This is a genomic window from Jiella pacifica (assembly GCF_010500815.1).
Taxonomy (GTDB): domain Bacteria; phylum Pseudomonadota; class Alphaproteobacteria; order Rhizobiales; family Rhizobiaceae; genus Jiella; species Jiella pacifica.
The window spans coordinates 1-15,084 of the sequence record NZ_JAAAMG010000047.1; the positions used below are offsets into that span (position 1 = coordinate 1).

Sequence of the window (15,084 nt, forward strand, 5' to 3'; positions counted from 1 at the left end):
AGCGAGAAACAATCGAACATCGGCGCTTGCAGCACCGCAAGCTCGCCGCTTAAAACCGAAACAGAGACGAAGCCCGCTCTTCGCTAATCCAAACCCCAATCTGCGCGAAATGTTCTGACGACGGACACAGGTTCTACGAGGACATCGGTCTGATCTCCGCCCCTGCCCGCACGTCCGGCAATCGGCGGCAATACGGCATTCACGAGATCGACCGCATCAGCTTCATCCGGCACGCGCGGGAGCTGGGCTTTGAGATCGAAGACATACGCGGGCTTCTGTCCATGTCCGAGAAGTCTAACGCTTCGTGCCAGGAGGCGGATCGCATAGCGCGCCATCATCTCAGGGCGGTGGACCACCGAATCATGCAGCTCAATCTGCTGCGCCGCGAACTTCAACGCATGGTCGACGAGTGCGAGCACGGCCGCATATGTGATTGTCGTGTTATCCAAACGCTCGCCGATCACAATGAGTGCCAGCATCACCATTCTGTAGCCGAGTAAATTGCGCTTTCTCCTCCAGCCGGAAGGCTCTATGAGCGTGCCAGATATCTGGCTGGAGGCTCGCCGAGCTTTCCTTGGGCGTGGAGATGCAATTCTCGGTCGCCGGGCAATCGGCCGTTGCGGGCTGGGCGGTGCTGCTGGCGGCGTTCGCCACCGTTTTGTATCTTCGGTCCTCGTCCGGCGACCGGATCTCGCGAAGGGAAAGCTGATCTCCGTACGAGCCGCTAACATCGCTCTTGGCGGATCCAGCCTCCCTTCATGTTGGAAGCGATACCGATATCTGAAGCGCCACCACCAACGCAGATCATTTTCAGCGCCCGGGCGGCTGCAGAGAATAGTAGAGCGCCAGCGCGTCGATCTGCTCCTCGGTCAGGTTGATGGCGATCGGCTCCATCAGATGGGCAAAGGGCGTGCCGAGGCGCTCTCCCTCCTTGAAGAGCTGGAGTTGGGTAGCGAGGAACCATTCCGGCTGCCCGGCAATGTAGGGATAGTTCTGGTTCTTCTCTCGCTCCGTCGCGCCATGGCAGCTCTCGCAGGCCGGCAGCTTGCGTTCGGGCAGACCCTGCGTCGCGATCCGGCGGCCCAGCTCGGCAAGGCCCGTGGCGGCGTAGGGCGGGCCGCTGGCCGCGGCGGGGTCGACCAGTGCAGCATAGCCGGTGGGCTCGCCCCGACTTGCGGCCGCCTCCCCCTCGATCGAGTGCCGCGGCATTCGGCCAGCGCCCTCTTCCCCGAGCGCAACGCCGACGGGCGGCGTGATCTCGGCCCCGCCGGACTCGCCGCCTTCACCCGCGGGCGGCAGCTGCGCGTAATAGCGCGCGAGATCGGCCAGGATCTCTTCGGAGTAGACGCCCGCGGCCGGGGTCATGATGCCGCTTTCGCGGCGGCCGGAGGCGAAGGCCTTCAGCGTCTCGAAGAGATAGGCTTGCCTCTGCCCGGTGATGTTCGGGAAGGCCTCGGCGGTCTCGCCGCCCCCGACGCCGCGCCCGTCGAAACCGTGGCAGCGCGCGCAATTGGTGAGCGCGTCGGCGACGTCGTCCGACATCCCGGCGGTCGAAAGGCCGGAGGGCTCCTCTCCTGACTCGGCCGGCCTACCCCTCTGCACATCGGTGTGTGCGGTCCCGCCAGCGCCTTCACCTTCGCCCTCGGCCTCTCCCAGCGCGAGTTTCCGATACTCTTCGGCCGTGATCTCGGGCAGCGCGCGCAGGAAGGCGACCATCGCCCAGACCTCGTCCGGGCGGTCCTGCGTCGTCCAGGCAGGCATGCCGGAATATTTGATGCCGTGCTGCACGATCCAGAAGAGCTCGCGGTCCCTCCATTCCGGAATCTGTTGTTCGAGTCGGGGCGGCGCCGGGGTCATCGACAGGACGACCGGCGACTGCAGCACTCCGGGCGCGCCATGACAGGAGGCGCAGCCCGTGGCGAACTGCCCGGCGGCGCGCTGGACGAGGTTCGGGTCGGAGAGCTCGACCCCCTCCGGCACAGAGATTCCGAGCGACTGGGTGCGCACCGCGTTCTGCATCGTCCAACCTAGGAACCACTTCACCACGCCGAAGTGGCCGGTGTTGGCGGCGATCGAGACGAGGCCCGAGAGGCTGACGGCGAGCGCGCCGACGACGGCGATGACCGGCAGGAGCGCCAGGCGCTTGCCTGTGACCGTGACGTTCAGCTTCATCGCCGCCCCCCTGCCCCAGGGGCGTGCTCGACCAAGATGGACGCCAGAAGTCCGAGCCCGCCGGCGAGATAGGCAAGGCCCCCAACGCCCAGCATGATCGCGCCGCCGAGCTGCTGGTCCTCGAGCGGCGTCATCGTCGCGAAGGGCGCGCAGAGATCGGCGCACGCATACAACGTTCGGGGCGACAGAAGGAGAAGCGCGCCGAGCAGCGTCATGTGCATGGAGGTGACGAGGAGGCTCGCGACGCCGGCCGCGCGCGATGCTCCTGGGCCCGTCCGGTCGGCTCCCAGGTGGCCCGAGAGGGCTGTGAGCCAGACAAAGAGCCCGGCGAACAGAAAGGATCCCTGCTCAAGGATGCGGAAGGCGAGGCTCTCACGAGCGGCATCGTGCAGCGCCGGAGCGTGCCATCCCCAGACGAGGGCGAACTCCACGAATGCGGCGAGGAGTGCCAGCCGTCCGGGGACGTGGGAGGCCAGAGTGGGAGCGGAGCGTACGATGCCGAAGGCGAGAAGCGGCGCTGCGACGGCGACCACGCCCATATGCATCATGTAAGCAGCGAAGGACCCCCCTGCACGGAAGGGCAAGGGCCCGCCCCAGAGCAACGCGAGCAGAATGAGACCGAACGTCAGCGGCAGATGGCGCCGAAGGCCGCCGCTTCGCGCGCCCTCCGACCCGGCCGTCATCGGCAGTCCTGCACAAGCAGCGCCGGCAGCGCCGTGAAGACGATGGCGACGAAGGAGAGCGCGGCAAGCAGCATGGTGGAGAATTCCAGGAAGCGCTCGCGATCCTCCGCCGTCGGCGCGTCGAACGGTAGGTCGCCGCGGAAGGCCCGCCATTCACGCGTCGCCCGGATGCCGGCAAAGGCGCAGAAGGCGAGCGCCGGCAGGGTCGCAAGGGCGATCGCGACGCGCACGCCGCCGATCGGCTCGAAAATGCGGGTGTTGGGCGCACACACATAAGCCGCCACGAAGTAGCAGAACAGGAAATGCACACCCCAAACGGCTGGCGTCGAAATCAGCGTCCAGAGATTGTCCCGCGTCCGGTTGTCGAGCTGCATCGGGCGTTCCTCAGTTCGCCAGGGGGAAGAGCGCGATGACCGCGACGGTGACGAGACCGGTTCCCGCGGCGAAATGCCAGTAGAGCGCCACGTTGGCGAGGTCGATGTCGTATTTCGGCGTGAGCTTCCCCGCCAGCGAGCGGGCGAGGCAATAGCCGAGCATCACCGTTCCGACGAGCGCATGGATCGCCGTCCAGATGGCAAGGAGCCAGACCGTCGCCGGATAGACATGGACCGTCGGCTGCAGATCGGTGACCCACGGACCCCAAAGGAGGGCGGCAGCGGCAGCCACCGAGGTTGCGGCGCCGGCGGCCATGAGCAACCGCGCGGCGCTGACTCGTCCGCGCCTTAGCAGCCGGTGCGAGACGAGCGTCAGGAGCCAGCTCGCGGCGAAGAAGGCCAGCGAGACGAGCGGCCAAAGCAGTCCCGGCCCATCCGCGTCGGGCGGCGGGAAGTCCGTGTGGATGGTGAAGAAGTAGATATAACCGAAGACGAGGCCGACGAAGGCCGTGGCATCGCCGAGCATGGTGATGAACATCGCCCACCAGGAGACCGAGTGCGGCCCCGCGATGTAGATCGGCAGGGAAAGGCCCCGCCCGACATCCTTCTCCTCCTTCTCCGGGATCACGGAGGTGGCATTCCACAGCCAGTGGATGATCGTTACGACGCAGAAGAGCAGCGCCGCGAACATCGCCGTCCAATAGTGGAAGGTCGCGGCGATGAAGCTCGCGCCGAGGAAGAAGGCCGCACACATCGGCACGAAGGATGGCCCCGGCCCGCGAAGGCACTGCAGGGGCTGCGCGTCGAGCACGCTCGTCACCATGGTCTCGCGCTTCATCTCCTCGGCGTCCGGCATGTAGAACCGGCCCTTGTCGATATCGTCGATGAAGTTCGGCTGGTCCCAGATCGGGTAGCGCGAGGAGACGATCGGCACCGAGCGGATGCCCCAGTCCTCGCCCGGCACGTCGGCGACCCATTCGAGCGTGCCGGCGTTCCAGATGTTGCGCTTGGCGAGCGGCTCCTTCCCGCGCGGGCGCAGGACGTCGAAGACGATGATGAGGATGCCGGCGGCGAAGATGAAGGCGCCGACCGTTGAGATGAGGTTCGGCAGTTCGAGGCCGAGATTGGCCGGATAGGTCCAAATGCGGCGGGGCATGCCGATCATGCCCGAATAGTGCATCGGGAAGAAGCCGACGTTGAACCCGACGATCATCAGCCAGAAGGCGATCTTGCCGAGACGATCGGAGAGCCGGCGGTCCGAAAGGATCGGCCAGTAGTAATAGAGGCCGGCGACGAGCGGGAAGAGGACGCCGCCGATGATGACGTAATGGAGGTGCGCTACGATGAAGTAGGTGTCGTGGACCTGCCAGTCGAAGGGCACGATCGCCACCATCACGCCCGTCAGCCCGCCGAGGACGAAGATCGCGAGCGCTCCCGAGATGAACAGCATCGGCACGGAATAGATAATGCGGCCGGTGAGGCAGGTCGCCAGGAAGACGAAGATCTGGACGCCGGTCGGGATCGCCACGGCCTCGCTCGCGGCCGAGAAGAAGCCGAGCGAGATCGTCGGCAGACCCGTCGTGTACATGTGGTGGACCCACAGGCCGAAGGAGATGAAGCCGGTGCCGACGGCCGCGAGCACGATCCAGGAGTAGCCGAGGATCGGGCGCTGCGCGAAGGTCGGGATGATCATCGCCAGGAGGGCGATTGAGGGCAGGAAGATGATGTAGACCTCCGGATGGCCGAAGATCCAGAAGAGGTGCTGCCAGAGCAGCGGATCGCCGCCGCGCTCCGGGTCGAAGAACGGCCAGTTGAACAAGCGCTCGAGCTCGAACAGGATGTCGCCGGCGATCAGCGGCGGGAAGGCGAAGAGGATCATCGTCGCGACCACGAGGATGTACCAGGCGTAGAGCGGCATGAGGTTGAGCCGCATGCCCGGCGGGCGGCACTTCAGCACGCCGACGATGAGCTCCACGGCGGCGGCGATCGAGGCGACCTCGATGAAGGAGAGCCCGAGCAGCCAGATGTCGGCGCCGTAGCCCGGCGTGAACCGCTCCTGCGTCGTCAGCGGCGGATACATGAACCAGCCGCTCGTCGGCGCCTGGCCGAAGAAGATCGAGCCGCAGACGAAGATGCCGCCGATCAGGAAGCACCAGAAGCCGAACGCCGAGAGCCGCGGGAACGGCAGGTCGCGTGCGCCGAGCAGTTGCGGCAGGAGGATGATCGACACCGCCTCGAAGATCGGGACGGCGAAGAGGAACATCATCACCGTGCCATGCAGCGTATAGGCCTGGTTGTAGAGGTCGGCCGTCAGGAAGTCGTTCTCGGGGACGCTGAGCTGGGTGCGGACCATGAGAGCCAGGACGCCCGCGAACAGCATGAACGCGAAGGAGGTCGCCGTGTACCAGACGCCGACCGTCGTGTTGTTGGTGTCGGACCAGTAGCGCCAGCCCGGCGGGGAAGCCCAGACTTTCCGGAGGCGCTCCTCCTGCTCCTCGCGGACCTTTGGGTCCTCCTGGTCGCGGGTGGAGGCCGGCGGGACGTCGGGAGCGTTTGCAGCCTGGCTCATTGAAGGCTCCCGAGCCAGGCGGCGATGGCGGCGATCTCCTCGTCCGGAAGGACGCCGAAGGACGGCATCTGCACCCCCGGCTTCACATGTTCGGTGGAGGAGATGAAGCGGGCGAGGTTTGCCTCGTTCATGGCGAGGATGCCGGCGCCGATCGTCTCCCGGCTGGCGACATGGGTCAGGTCCGGGCCAACGCGCCCGTCCGCCTCGGTGCCGCGCACCGTGTGGCAGGCCCCGCAGCCATTGGCGAGAAAGGCATCGAGCCCGGGATGGTCGAGCACCGCGGCTGGTTGGCCCTGTGCCGCGACATAGGTCTCGTAGTCTTCCTGCGAGACGACACGAACGCGGAATGCCATCTGCGCGTGGGCGGTGCCGCAGAACTCGGCGCAGACGCCATTATACAGCCCTTCACGCGTCGGCTCGACGACCAGTCGGTTGATCCGGCCGGGAATCGTGTCGGTCTTGCCGGCGATCGCCGGCACCCAGAAGGAGTGGATCACGTCCGGGCTCCCGAGCAGGAGCTCGGTGCGCCGCCCGACGGGCAGCCAGATCTCGTTGGCACTCTCGATTCCTTCGTGGGGCAAGCTGCGCGCCACGCCCGGCTCGGCAGGCGAGTCGTAGAAGACGCGCCACCAGAAGCGCTCGCCCGAGATCGCGATCCGTGGTCCGTTCGCCGGCGCACGAAAATCCGGCATCATCTGCAGGCCGAAGACGAGGAGGATCGTCAGGACGACGGTCGGAAAGACGCAGCCGCCCCAGATGATGAGGCGAAGGCCCGTCTTGTCGCTGTGGGCGCCGGGATGGGCCTTGGTGGCGTAGACCGACAGCCCGATGACGAAGAACCAGATGAGGACGGCGCCGCCGAGCATCCACCAGAAGAGGGCGGCAACGCTGGATGCCTCAAGACCCGCATCGGCAAAGGTCGATTGCGGGCCGCGGCAGCCGGAAATCAAGACAAGGGTGGCGAGGAGAAGAGGAGGGCTCGCCTTGAACGAGCGTCCGAGCCGGACGCTGCATGAAGTTCCCCTTGAAACCCGGTGCTGCCCGCCCTGGCGGATCGGCCCCCCTGCCATGCCGCTGCTCTGCCCCTCTTCGATCGGCCCGGTGAAGCCGGGCACTCGCGTGAGTGCAAGGATAGCGGTCATCGGGGGATCGGCCAGCGCAATGCGCAAGGGCGATTTCCGGACCTGCCCTGTCGAGTCCGACCCCAGGGCCGCGCTCCATGCTCCTTGCACGAAAACTTGATCCCGACGTGCAGACAAACGCGCGGCTTAGGCTACTGTCCCACCGGCTGTTGGACATACTAGATGGCGACGGCAATCCCACCTGATTCTTACGGACGCTTATCTGGAGATTTGAGTTGAACCACCCACACGAATTTGCAGCCTCTGACGATGCCGCAGACGATTCCGCCCTGACCCTGCGTGATTATCTTCGTCGCCGAAAGAGAAGGAACAAAGTGTTTCTCGTCATCCTTCTTCTTCTAGTCGCATATATTTTCAGTCTCAGCTTCGGTCATGTCGAGCAGATGGCAATTCTCTCTGCTGAGGGCTTGCCGTTATCGACGTAAGCGGGTGTGCATTCTTTTCCCATTCTACCGGCCCTAGCGAATGTTGAGCCGGTGATCATGGCTCTAGAAGAGCGATGCCCACTCGCTTGAGCGTCGATGAAGGGTTTCGATCGACTTTGAACTAATTTGGGCTGTGTAATTTGATTCGAGAGTAAATCGGCCGTGCCATTGTTTTCCTCAGAGACGGGGAGACGGCGATGCGGATGATCTATAGTGTAGTTACCAAGATTTCAATTGGGATTGCGGCTGTTGTTATTTCCTATACCAGTGCGGCGGCTGATCCTTCGTGGATGCCCACGACCGGCAGGACATCGCAGCCCGTCGGCCACTACGAGTTCTGCCAGCAGTACCCGACCGAGTGTCAGCCAAACGAACCGACGGCGATCCCGGAGCTGACCGACGAGTTGTGGGAACAGATGATCGAGGTGAACGATGCCGTCAACACGGTCATCGTTCCCCGAACCGATGAAGAGATGCACGGCGTCGCAGAGCTTTGGTCCTATCCCACGGCCGAGGGAGACTGCGAGGATTACGCGCTTCTGAAACAGTACATGCTCCAGCGCACCGGCGTTCCGCGCTCGGCGCTCCTGATCACTGTTCTGCGTCAGCCCAATGGTGCCGGGCATGCCGTGCTCACGGTGAAGACCGATCGGGGCGACTTCGTGCTGGACAATCTCAATGAACGCATTCTCGCCTGGAACGAGACGGATTACCTTTATCTCAAGCGGCAGTCGGAGCGGGACGCCGGCGAGTGGATCGCCATTGTCGATGACCGCGACATTCTTGTCGGCAGCGTCCGCTGACCGCACGATCGATGCCGAAGCGATCGTCTAATAAGGCATCGAGTTCCCGATTAATTCATAGCCTCTGCTAAGACGCCGTATGCAGAGGACGACATAGCTTCCGCGGTGAGGCGTTCTTCGCCGGAATCCCTGACAGGCGCATGGTGCATATCTCGCCGCCCGCAAACTGGCTTTATCGCAGATGGCGGTCCAAGCCCCATAGGGCTGCGCGGTGTCAATGGCCAGTGCTTGAACCTCCCGTATCCGAAGCAACGGAAGATTCACCGCCGTCATGGTGATCTGTTTACCGATCACGCATATCGACCTGAAGGAGCACCATATGATCAACCGGCGGCAGCTTTTGGCCGGCGTGGCGGCATGGATTGCTCCTGTCACCGAGGCAAGCGCCCACGGCGAGTTTCAGCTCGATCCGCAATTCCTGCCGCAACGTGTGCCCTTTTCCGGCCATCCACCCGGCACCATCGTGGTGGATCCTGATGGAAGATTCCTCTACCTGGTGGAAGACGGCGGCGCGGCGCGGCGATACGGCATCGGCGTTGGCCGGGCGGGTTTACGCTTTTCCGGCAAGGCCGTCATCGGCCGCAAGGCTGAATGGCCGCGCTGGACGCCAACCCCGAACATGATCAAGCGCGAGCCGGGAAAGTACGCGAGGTACGCCGGCGGCGTGAAGGGTGGCCCGGGCAACCCTCTCGGGGCGCGGGCACTCTATCTCTATAGGGACGGTCAGGACACTCGTACGCCTACGGCCTAAACCGCCTTCCGAACTGCTCTGCGCGGTAAGACCCTGCGCATATGGACAGTCATAAGCACAGTACCTTCGAGCGTCTGGAGATTGTGGAGACAGGTCGTCGCCGCCGCTGGAGCGAGGAGGAGAAGCTTCGGATCGTGATGGAGAGCCTTTCGGCTCCGCGTCTGGTCTCGGCGACGGCTCGCCGGCACGGGATCTCGCGCTCGCAATTGGGGAATTGGCGACGGGCGTTTCGGGCCGAACGGCTCGGCACGCCGTCGGAGCCGGTGTTCGTGCCGGCGGTGATCGCCGCGGTGCCGGAGCCGGTGGTGGACGATCCGGGCGCGGCGATCGTGGTGGACCTGCCGAGCGGCGGGCGGATGAGGATCTCGGCGTCAACGCCGCCGGCGTTGGCGGCTGCGGCTTTGAAGGCGCTGCGATGATCCCCTCGCGGGCTCGGGTGTGGATCGCGATGGGCCACACGGACATGCGGAAAGGGATGCAGGGTCTGTCGCTTCTGGTCCAGGAAGGGCTGAAGCGCGATCCGAACGGGGGCGACCTCTACGTCTTCCGCGGCCGTGGCGGTTCGCTGGTCAAAATTCTCTGGCATGACGGGGTCGGACTGTCGCTTTACGCCAAAAGGCTGGAGCGCGGACGCTTTGTCTGGCCCTCGGCCAGGGACGGCGTGGTGGCTCTGTCACACACGGACCTCGCCTGCCTGCTCGACGGGATCGACTGGCGGAACCCGCAGAGAACCTGGCGGCCGGAAGCGGCGGGATAGCGAGCAAAAGCCTTTGCATTGCAGGGATTGCGTGGCAGAATCCGACTGTCGCGAACGGATCCCGAGCCCCGCTCCATGGCCGATCTGCCGGAGGATATCGCCGCCCTGAAGACCGCCCTGGCGGCGGCGGAACGGCGCGCCGATCTGGCCGAGCGCGACAGGGATGAGGCCGTGGCCGACGCAGCCCATGCCAAGGCGAAGGCATCCGGTATCGAGGCTCTGGTGGCGCATCTAACGCTGCAGATCGAGAAGCTGCGGCGCGAGCTCTACGGCACGCGGTCCGAGCGGACGGCGCGTCTCCTCGACCAGTTGGAGATGCAGCTCGAGGACGCCGAGGCGGCACTCAGCGAGGACGAACTCGCCGCCGAAGAGGCCGCGGCGAAGACGACGACGGTGGCGTCCTTCGAACGCCGGCGGCGCGGTGGTCGCAAGCCGTTCCCCGAACATCTGCCGCGCGAGCGCGTCGTGGTTCCAGGCCCGGTCGCCTGCAAATGCTGCGGCTCGGATCGCCTGCGCAAGCTGGGCGAGGACGTCACCGAGACGCTGGAAGTGATCCCGCGCCAGTGGAAGGTCATCCAGACGGTGCGCGAGAAGTTCACCTGCCGGGACTGCGAGCAGATCACGCAGCCGCCGGCACCGTTCCACGTCACGCCCCGTGGCTTCCTTGGGCCGAACCTCCTGGCGACGATCCTGTTCGACAAGTTCGGGCAACACCAACCGTTGAACCGGCAATCGGAGCGCTATGCCCGCGAGGGCATCGATCTGTCGCTGTCGACGCTGGCCGACCAGGTGGGCGCCTGCGCCCATGCCCTGCGCCCGCTGCACGATCTGATCGAGCGCCATGTCCTCGGTGCCGAGCGCCTGCACGGCGACGACACGACGGTGCCGATCCTGGCCAAGGGCAAAACCGCAACGGGGCGGATCTGGACCTATGTGCGCGACGACCGACCCTTCGGCGGTCCGGCCCCGCCGGCGGCTCTGTTCTTCGCGTCTCGGGATCGCACTGCCGAACATGCCGAGCGGCATCTGGCGGGCTGGACCGGCATTCTTCAGGCCGACGCCTACTCAGGCTACGGACGCCTCTATGCGCCCGACCGAAGTCCGGGGCCGCTAATGCAGGCGCTGTGCTGGAGCCATGCCCGGCGCAAGTTCTTCGAGCTCGCCGATATCGCCAAGAGCGTCCGGCGGAAGAACGCGGCGCCGATCTCGCCGATGGCATTGGAGACGGTGCAGCGCATCGACATCCTGTTCGCAATCGAGCGCGAGGTGAACGGCTTGCCCGCCGCCGAGCGCTTGGCGATCCGCCGGGAGCGATCCCTGCCGCTTCTTTCTGACCTTGAGGTTTGGATGCGAACCGAGCGGGCGCGTCTGTCGCGCCATGCCGACGTCGCCAAGGCCATGGACTACATGCTGACGAAGTGGGAAAGCTTCGCCCGCTTCACCGCCGACGGACGGATCTGTCTCTCGAACAACGCAGCAGAACGAGCCCTACGCGGCATTGCTCTCGGACGACGCTCATGGACCTTCGCCGGCTCGGACCGTGGGGCGGATCGCTGCGCCTTCATGCTCACGATGATCGCGACCGCCCGGCTCAACGACGTCGATCCCCAAGCCTGGCTCGCCGACGTCCTCGCTCGCATCGCCGACATGCCGCAGGCACGCCTGGCCGAACTACTGCCGTGGAATTGGTCGGCGACCGCCCATCACGAACAGGCCGTCGCCGCCTGACTGCGGCCTACGACGGATGCGTACGGACACTCTCTACCGGATTCACGGAACCAACGAGCCATCCTCGATCGGCAAGGCGGTCTCAAACGGCTGCATCCGGATGCTGAACGACCATGTCATCGACCTTTACGACCGCGTCGGCGTTGGAGCCGAGGTCGTGGTTCGGTAAGCGCGCGGTACACCGCACCAGCTCTCCGCAGTCGACGCCATTGTCGTTGCATACACCTTCGCCGTAAACGTCCAGGCCTCTTCGAACTTTCGACTGGTCCTATGAAGCGGTTGTACCGCGCAACGAGGTTGAGCTTTTCGGCCCATTATTGCTGCGACTCCGCTCCGTCGACCACGGGGCCAGAGATCGGTTCGGCCGGTTCTGCCTCCCGAGGAATCGGCACCTCGCCTTCCACGTCCATCATCTGAATGTCGGCCCCTTGCTTCACCTCGGCCATGATCTGCGGCACCAGCGTTCGGAGCAGCTGTTCATGAAGTTGCGGCTTGATCTCCTGCATGCTCGGCTGCGGCGGGATACGCTTCTCCTCAACCAGAATCACATGCCATCCGAACGGCGTCTCGACCGGCTCTGTCGTAAACTCGCCGGCATCTAATTCGAAGGCAGCCTCTTCGAATGCCGACACCATCTGGCCCTTCGCAAACCAGCCGAGATCGCCGCCCGCCTGCTTTCCCGACGGATCGGTCGTGTTTTCGCGGGCCAGATCCTCGAACTTAGCTCCGCTCTCAAGCTGCTCAATAAGTTCTCTGGCTTTGTCCTCGCTCTCAACTAGGATATGGCGTGCCTTCAGCTGCTCCTGTGGTGGATTGTTGGCGAGATAATCCTCGAAGGCGCCTTGAAATGCCTGGTCGGTCATGCGGCGATCCAGCTCGCGCTGCAGCCAGACGTCCCCGACGATGCGGCGCTCTTCTTTCTTTATTCGGTCCTGCACCTCTGGATCGTTCTGAAGTCCAGCCTCATATGCCTTCTCGGCAACGAGCCGGACCGCAGCGATCTGTTCGGCCATCTGGGATATTAGCGCCTCGATAGGCACTTGCTGGTACTGTGGCGGCAAGCTGCTAATCGCGTCCAAGACCTCCGACCTCAAGATCGGTTGACCATTGACCGTCGCCACCACGGCATCGTCGTTCGCAAGCGCCTGCTGTTCCGAAGATGGTGAGGATGGCGCGGGTGCCGGCACCTGCGCCATCACCGGCGCCATCAATCCTGCCACCACTGCCGCAGCAGCGAAACCACGTATGCGAAGAGACGTCATGCGATGCTACCTTTCCGAGAGCCGAGTCAGCCAGCTTCTGCACACCGGATAGGACAGACTTGCTGGGGCGGAGGATGAGATGACGATGGCGTTGAGTTGGGCACGAAGGCGAAAGTGAAAAGCCTTAACGTCGTTGCCGTCTTCGACATGAATGCTGCGGCGCTTTCCTTGCGTCTTGTCCCCCTTCTCGTCAGGAACTGAAGGCGGCAGCGTCCAAGGTCCCAAAGCGGCGACAGCATAACAAAATGGGACAGAGCGCGGCCATTCAATCCCAGCCGCCGTTGATGGTTCGATAAAAGATGTGGCGTCCGATCTTGTCGACGCGCTTCATGGCCTGGGCCCAACGCGGGCTGACATAGGTTGCGTGATAATTGGTCGCAGAGCCGACACTCGAAAGCCAGATTTCCCCGTTGGTGACCTGGTGGCCGATCAGCTCAGCTGTCGCATAGGCGCGGCGATCGGTGATTCGGTCCTTGATGCCGTCACAGGCGAAGGAGAATTGGCAGCGGTTCTTCCAACTCTGGTTCTGATAGACGACCCCGCAGATGGTTTCGGGATAGGCTGGATTGCGGACACGGTTGAGGATGACCTGCGCGACTGCGGCCTGACCCTCCTTCTTTTCGCCGCGCGCCTCGAAGTAGATGCCATTGGCAAGGCATGTCTGCTCATCTTCTGCGAAAGCTGCAGCCGGCAGCGGCGTTGCGGCCCAGGAATGGTCCTCTGGCCCGAGCGGTGGCACGAAGCTTCTCTTCGGCTCACCGAGAACATGATCGAAAAGCGAGAGCTGCGGTCTGGCAACGAGCGCATAGGCAAGCGTCAAAAGGTCGTCCTTCTCATCGGCAGCATCTCCCGCAAGTTCGTCAAACCGAGACGGCAATGGCCCGTCGACCGCCTTGTCCTTTCCTTCGAGGGGTTGGAGATCGGGAAGACGTGAACGGAAGATCGTGGCGGTACGGAAGCGACCATCAATCGATTCGGGCCCGGCGAGCGACGTGCGTAGTTGCTCATCTCCGATCCCTAGTTCCGCGCGCAGAAATGTTTCACGTCGTACCGAGCCAGAAGAATCCGACCGGCTGGAAACTGCGGTAACGAGAACACGACCACCCTTCCCAGTGGAAGCTCTGGAGGCTTCATTCCCCGGAACTCCAGACGGGCGCCGCGGCCTCTCGGCAGCACTCGCTGTTAAGGCCGGAGCGCCTGCTCCTGGCCCGGGCCTCTGTTCTTCGGTGGCCCTGGAATGCCTTTCGCCCTTCGACGCTGGAACTTTGAGGACCTGACTGACCGCCCTAGCCTCTCTGGAAATGGCAACGGCCGCCAAATCTTGGCCTAGAATTGCAGCGCTGTCCTCAGATGCTGGTCCTTCTCGAAACCTCGTTCGCTCGCTCGAAACGAGAACCAGGCCACACGAAATAAACCCGAGCACGACAGCGCGGGCGACAACCGACGGGACCGGCAACCTCAAATCCTCGGCTGTCTACTGTTTCGGCCGCTTTTCATTTGACGTCCCCAGCCCCCAACAAAGCATAGGCTAATCATCATCTGTTAACCCTAATAGTTGGTAAAAGGGTGCTCGGTGGCGAGAGTATGGCAAGCCGCGCGGGCGCCGATCGGTCTGGAGACGGCCACGATCGGCGTCCAAGTCATCTAATGCGCGTCCTGATAATGATGTGTCCGCGATCGACGCGGAGCCTGCTGGATCGCGGTTCACGCCGCGTGAAGCCGCCGACGATGACGAGGATGGGCAACAACGCACCGGGCAGGGTCAAATTCGAACCATGATACAAGCTTGCAAGCCGTTCGACATAGTTTGGCGACAACCCCTTCTTAACCATGCCAGGGCGACGCTAGGCGGAATGCCTAAATGCGGGATGGGACTCCGCAAGCGGAACACGGGCGCTAGAGAATGCTGCAAGCGATCAGAATGGCGGGGATCAAGGCACTCGCCCTTATGTTGACCGCATGCGTTTCCGCCGTGCTGGAGGTTGACGGCAAGGCAACCCAGCCTATCCCCGCAACGCTTCTCGCCGAGATTTCGCGTAAATCCATGTCTCCATCCGCACCGATCCTGATCCGGATCTTCAAGCAGGAGAGTGAGCTAGAGATCTGGAAACGCGACCGCAGCGGTCAATTCGTGCTGTTGAAGACATATCCGATGTGCCGATGGTTGCGGATTTCGCTGATTCAGGACAGCCGTTTCGCTAAGTCGCGGACACTTGTTCCGGAAAGTCGCGGACAGCTGGATGGGTTGGAGATCGAGGAGCCTTGTTTCGTTTCAGTGTGATTGATTTCGTGGATTTCGGCGCGGGTCAATCCGTGACGGTGGCCGCGGCGGCTTTGGATTTTCGCATGCTTTCTCCTTTGAGGTCGATGCGGTGGGCGTTGTGGACGAGCCGGTCGAGGATGGCATCGGCGATCGTC

Annotated in this window: 15 protein-coding genes and 2 pseudogenes; 9 read left to right on the forward strand and 8 right to left on the reverse strand. The window is 63.8% G+C overall.

Annotated elements, in window-relative coordinates; translation table 11 throughout:
* Window positions 1-152: 152 nt before the first annotated feature.
* Complete coding sequence (locus tag GTK09_RS26495; RefSeq protein ID WP_312869969.1) at window positions 153-500, forward strand: MerR family DNA-binding protein; 348 nt, start codon at window positions 153-155, stop codon at window positions 498-500.
* 74 nt (window positions 501-574) lie between these two features.
* The gene (locus tag GTK09_RS27935; protein WP_281353550.1) at window positions 575-709 is read left to right on the forward strand and encodes a hypothetical protein; all 135 of its coding nucleotides are present in this window, start codon (window positions 575-577) and stop codon (window positions 707-709) included.
* Window positions 710-810: 101 nt separating this feature from the next.
* On the opposite strand, the gene GTK09_RS26500 is transcribed toward GTK09_RS27935, so the two are convergent.
* The 5 genes from GTK09_RS26500 to GTK09_RS26520 are packed head-to-tail and all read right to left on the reverse strand — an operon-like array spanning window position 811 to window position 6,940.
* Window positions 811-2,172, reverse strand: a complete 1,362-nt coding sequence (locus GTK09_RS26500) for a c-type cytochrome (RefSeq protein WP_163466400.1) — start codon at window positions 2,170-2,172, stop codon at window positions 811-813.
* Window positions 2,169-2,855, reverse strand: coding sequence for a cytochrome c oxidase assembly protein (locus GTK09_RS26505; protein WP_163466401.1), 687 nt, complete (start codon window positions 2,853-2,855; stop codon window positions 2,169-2,171). Before GTK09_RS26505 ends, GTK09_RS26500 begins: the two co-directional genes overlap by 4 nt.
* Window positions 2,852-3,229: a hypothetical protein gene (locus tag GTK09_RS26510; RefSeq protein WP_163466402.1), complete on the reverse strand. Its 378-nt coding sequence runs from the start codon at window positions 3,227-3,229 to the stop codon at window positions 2,852-2,854. Before GTK09_RS26510 ends, GTK09_RS26505 begins: the two co-directional genes overlap by 4 nt.
* A gap of 10 nt (window positions 3,230-3,239) precedes the next feature.
* Window positions 3,240-5,798 carry a cytochrome c oxidase subunit I gene (gene ctaD / locus GTK09_RS26515; protein ID WP_163466403.1) on the reverse strand — a complete coding sequence of 853 codons (2,559 nt, stop codon included), beginning with the start codon at window positions 5,796-5,798 and terminating at the stop codon, window positions 3,240-3,242.
* Window positions 5,795-6,940 (reverse strand): cytochrome c oxidase subunit II, encoded by a 1,146-nt coding sequence (locus tag GTK09_RS26520; RefSeq protein WP_246218151.1) that lies wholly within the window; start codon window positions 6,938-6,940, stop codon window positions 5,795-5,797. Before GTK09_RS26520 ends, ctaD begins: the two co-directional genes overlap by 4 nt.
* Window positions 6,941-7,568: 628 nt before the next feature.
* Between GTK09_RS26520 and GTK09_RS26525 the strand changes: the two genes are divergently transcribed.
* The 6 genes and pseudogenes from GTK09_RS26525 (at window position 7,569) to GTK09_RS26550 (ending at window position 11,573) form a co-directional block, all read left to right on the forward strand.
* On the forward strand, window positions 7,569-8,168 hold the full coding sequence (locus GTK09_RS26525; protein WP_163466410.1) for a transglutaminase-like cysteine peptidase: 600 nt from the start codon (window positions 7,569-7,571) through the stop codon (window positions 8,166-8,168).
* 319 nt (window positions 8,169-8,487) lie between these two features.
* Window positions 8,488-8,901, forward strand: a pseudogene (locus tag GTK09_RS26530) (L,D-transpeptidase); the annotation flags it as partial.
* 59 nt (window positions 8,902-8,960) lie between these two features.
* Window positions 8,961-9,338, forward strand: coding sequence for an IS66-like element accessory protein TnpA (tnpA, locus tag GTK09_RS26535; RefSeq protein WP_163466404.1), 378 nt, complete (start codon window positions 8,961-8,963; stop codon window positions 9,336-9,338).
* The gene (gene tnpB / locus GTK09_RS26540; protein WP_163466405.1) at window positions 9,335-9,676 is read left to right on the forward strand and encodes an IS66 family insertion sequence element accessory protein TnpB; all 342 of its coding nucleotides are present in this window, start codon (window positions 9,335-9,337) and stop codon (window positions 9,674-9,676) included. The genes tnpA and tnpB overlap by 4 nt, the downstream gene beginning before the upstream one ends.
* A gap of 75 nt (window positions 9,677-9,751) precedes the next feature.
* Entirely contained in the window at window positions 9,752-11,404 is a 1,653-nt protein-coding gene (gene tnpC / locus GTK09_RS26545; protein WP_163466406.1) for an IS66 family transposase, read from the forward strand.
* The gene (locus GTK09_RS26550) at window positions 11,379-11,573 is read left to right on the forward strand and encodes a L,D-transpeptidase family protein (RefSeq protein ID WP_312869970.1); all 195 of its coding nucleotides are present in this window, start codon (window positions 11,379-11,381) and stop codon (window positions 11,571-11,573) included. The genes tnpC and GTK09_RS26550 overlap by 26 nt, the downstream gene beginning before the upstream one ends.
* Window positions 11,574-11,718: 145 nt before the next feature.
* Here the strand turns inward: GTK09_RS26550 and GTK09_RS26555 are convergent, their stop codons facing one another.
* Window positions 11,719-12,666, reverse strand: a complete 948-nt coding sequence (locus GTK09_RS26555) for a peptidylprolyl isomerase (protein ID WP_163466407.1) — start codon at window positions 12,664-12,666, stop codon at window positions 11,719-11,721.
* Between the two features lie 265 nt (window positions 12,667-12,931).
* Window positions 12,932-13,984: a cell wall hydrolase gene (locus GTK09_RS26560; protein ID WP_246218152.1), complete on the reverse strand. Its 1,053-nt coding sequence runs from the start codon at window positions 13,982-13,984 to the stop codon at window positions 12,932-12,934.
* A 603-nt stretch (window positions 13,985-14,587) separates the two neighbouring features.
* Between GTK09_RS26560 and GTK09_RS26565 the strand changes: the two are divergent.
* A pseudogene (locus tag GTK09_RS26565) lies at window positions 14,588-14,830 on the forward strand (hypothetical protein); the annotation flags it as partial.
* Window positions 14,831-14,972: 142 nt separating this feature from the next.
* On the opposite strand, the gene GTK09_RS26570 reads toward GTK09_RS26565, so the two are convergent.
* Window positions 14,973-15,084: ATP-binding protein (locus GTK09_RS26570; RefSeq protein WP_246218153.1), on the reverse strand; the 112-nt coding region annotated here is incomplete at its 5' end.

What these genes read in the sequence shown, in the direction of transcription:
- GTK09_RS26525 (WP_163466410.1), top strand. Translation starts at nt 7,569, where the DNA reads ATGATCTATAGTGTAGTTACCAAGATTTCAATTGGGATTGCGGCTGTT.
- GTK09_RS26510 (WP_163466402.1), bottom strand. Translation starts at nt 3,229, where the DNA reads ATGCAGCTCGACAACCGGACGCGGGACAATCTCTGGACGCTGATTTCG.
- GTK09_RS26555 (WP_163466407.1), bottom strand. Translation starts at nt 12,666, where the DNA reads ATGACGTCTCTTCGCATACGTGGTTTCGCTGCTGCGGCAGTGGTGGCA.
- GTK09_RS26505 (WP_163466401.1), bottom strand. Translation starts at nt 2,855, where the DNA reads ATGACGGCCGGGTCGGAGGGCGCGCGAAGCGGCGGCCTTCGGCGCCAT.
- GTK09_RS26520 (WP_246218151.1), bottom strand. Translation starts at nt 6,940, where the DNA reads ATGACCGCTATCCTTGCACTCACGCGAGTGCCCGGCTTCACCGGGCCG.
- tnpA (WP_163466404.1), top strand. Translation starts at nt 8,961, where the DNA reads ATGGACAGTCATAAGCACAGTACCTTCGAGCGTCTGGAGATTGTGGAG.
- GTK09_RS26500 (WP_163466400.1), bottom strand. Translation starts at nt 2,172, where the DNA reads ATGAAGCTGAACGTCACGGTCACAGGCAAGCGCCTGGCGCTCCTGCCG.
- ctaD (WP_163466403.1), bottom strand. Translation starts at nt 5,798, where the DNA reads ATGAGCCAGGCTGCAAACGCTCCCGACGTCCCGCCGGCCTCCACCCGC.
- tnpB (WP_163466405.1), top strand. Translation starts at nt 9,335, where the DNA reads ATGATCCCCTCGCGGGCTCGGGTGTGGATCGCGATGGGCCACACGGAC.
- tnpC (WP_163466406.1), top strand. Translation starts at nt 9,752, where the DNA reads ATGGCCGATCTGCCGGAGGATATCGCCGCCCTGAAGACCGCCCTGGCG.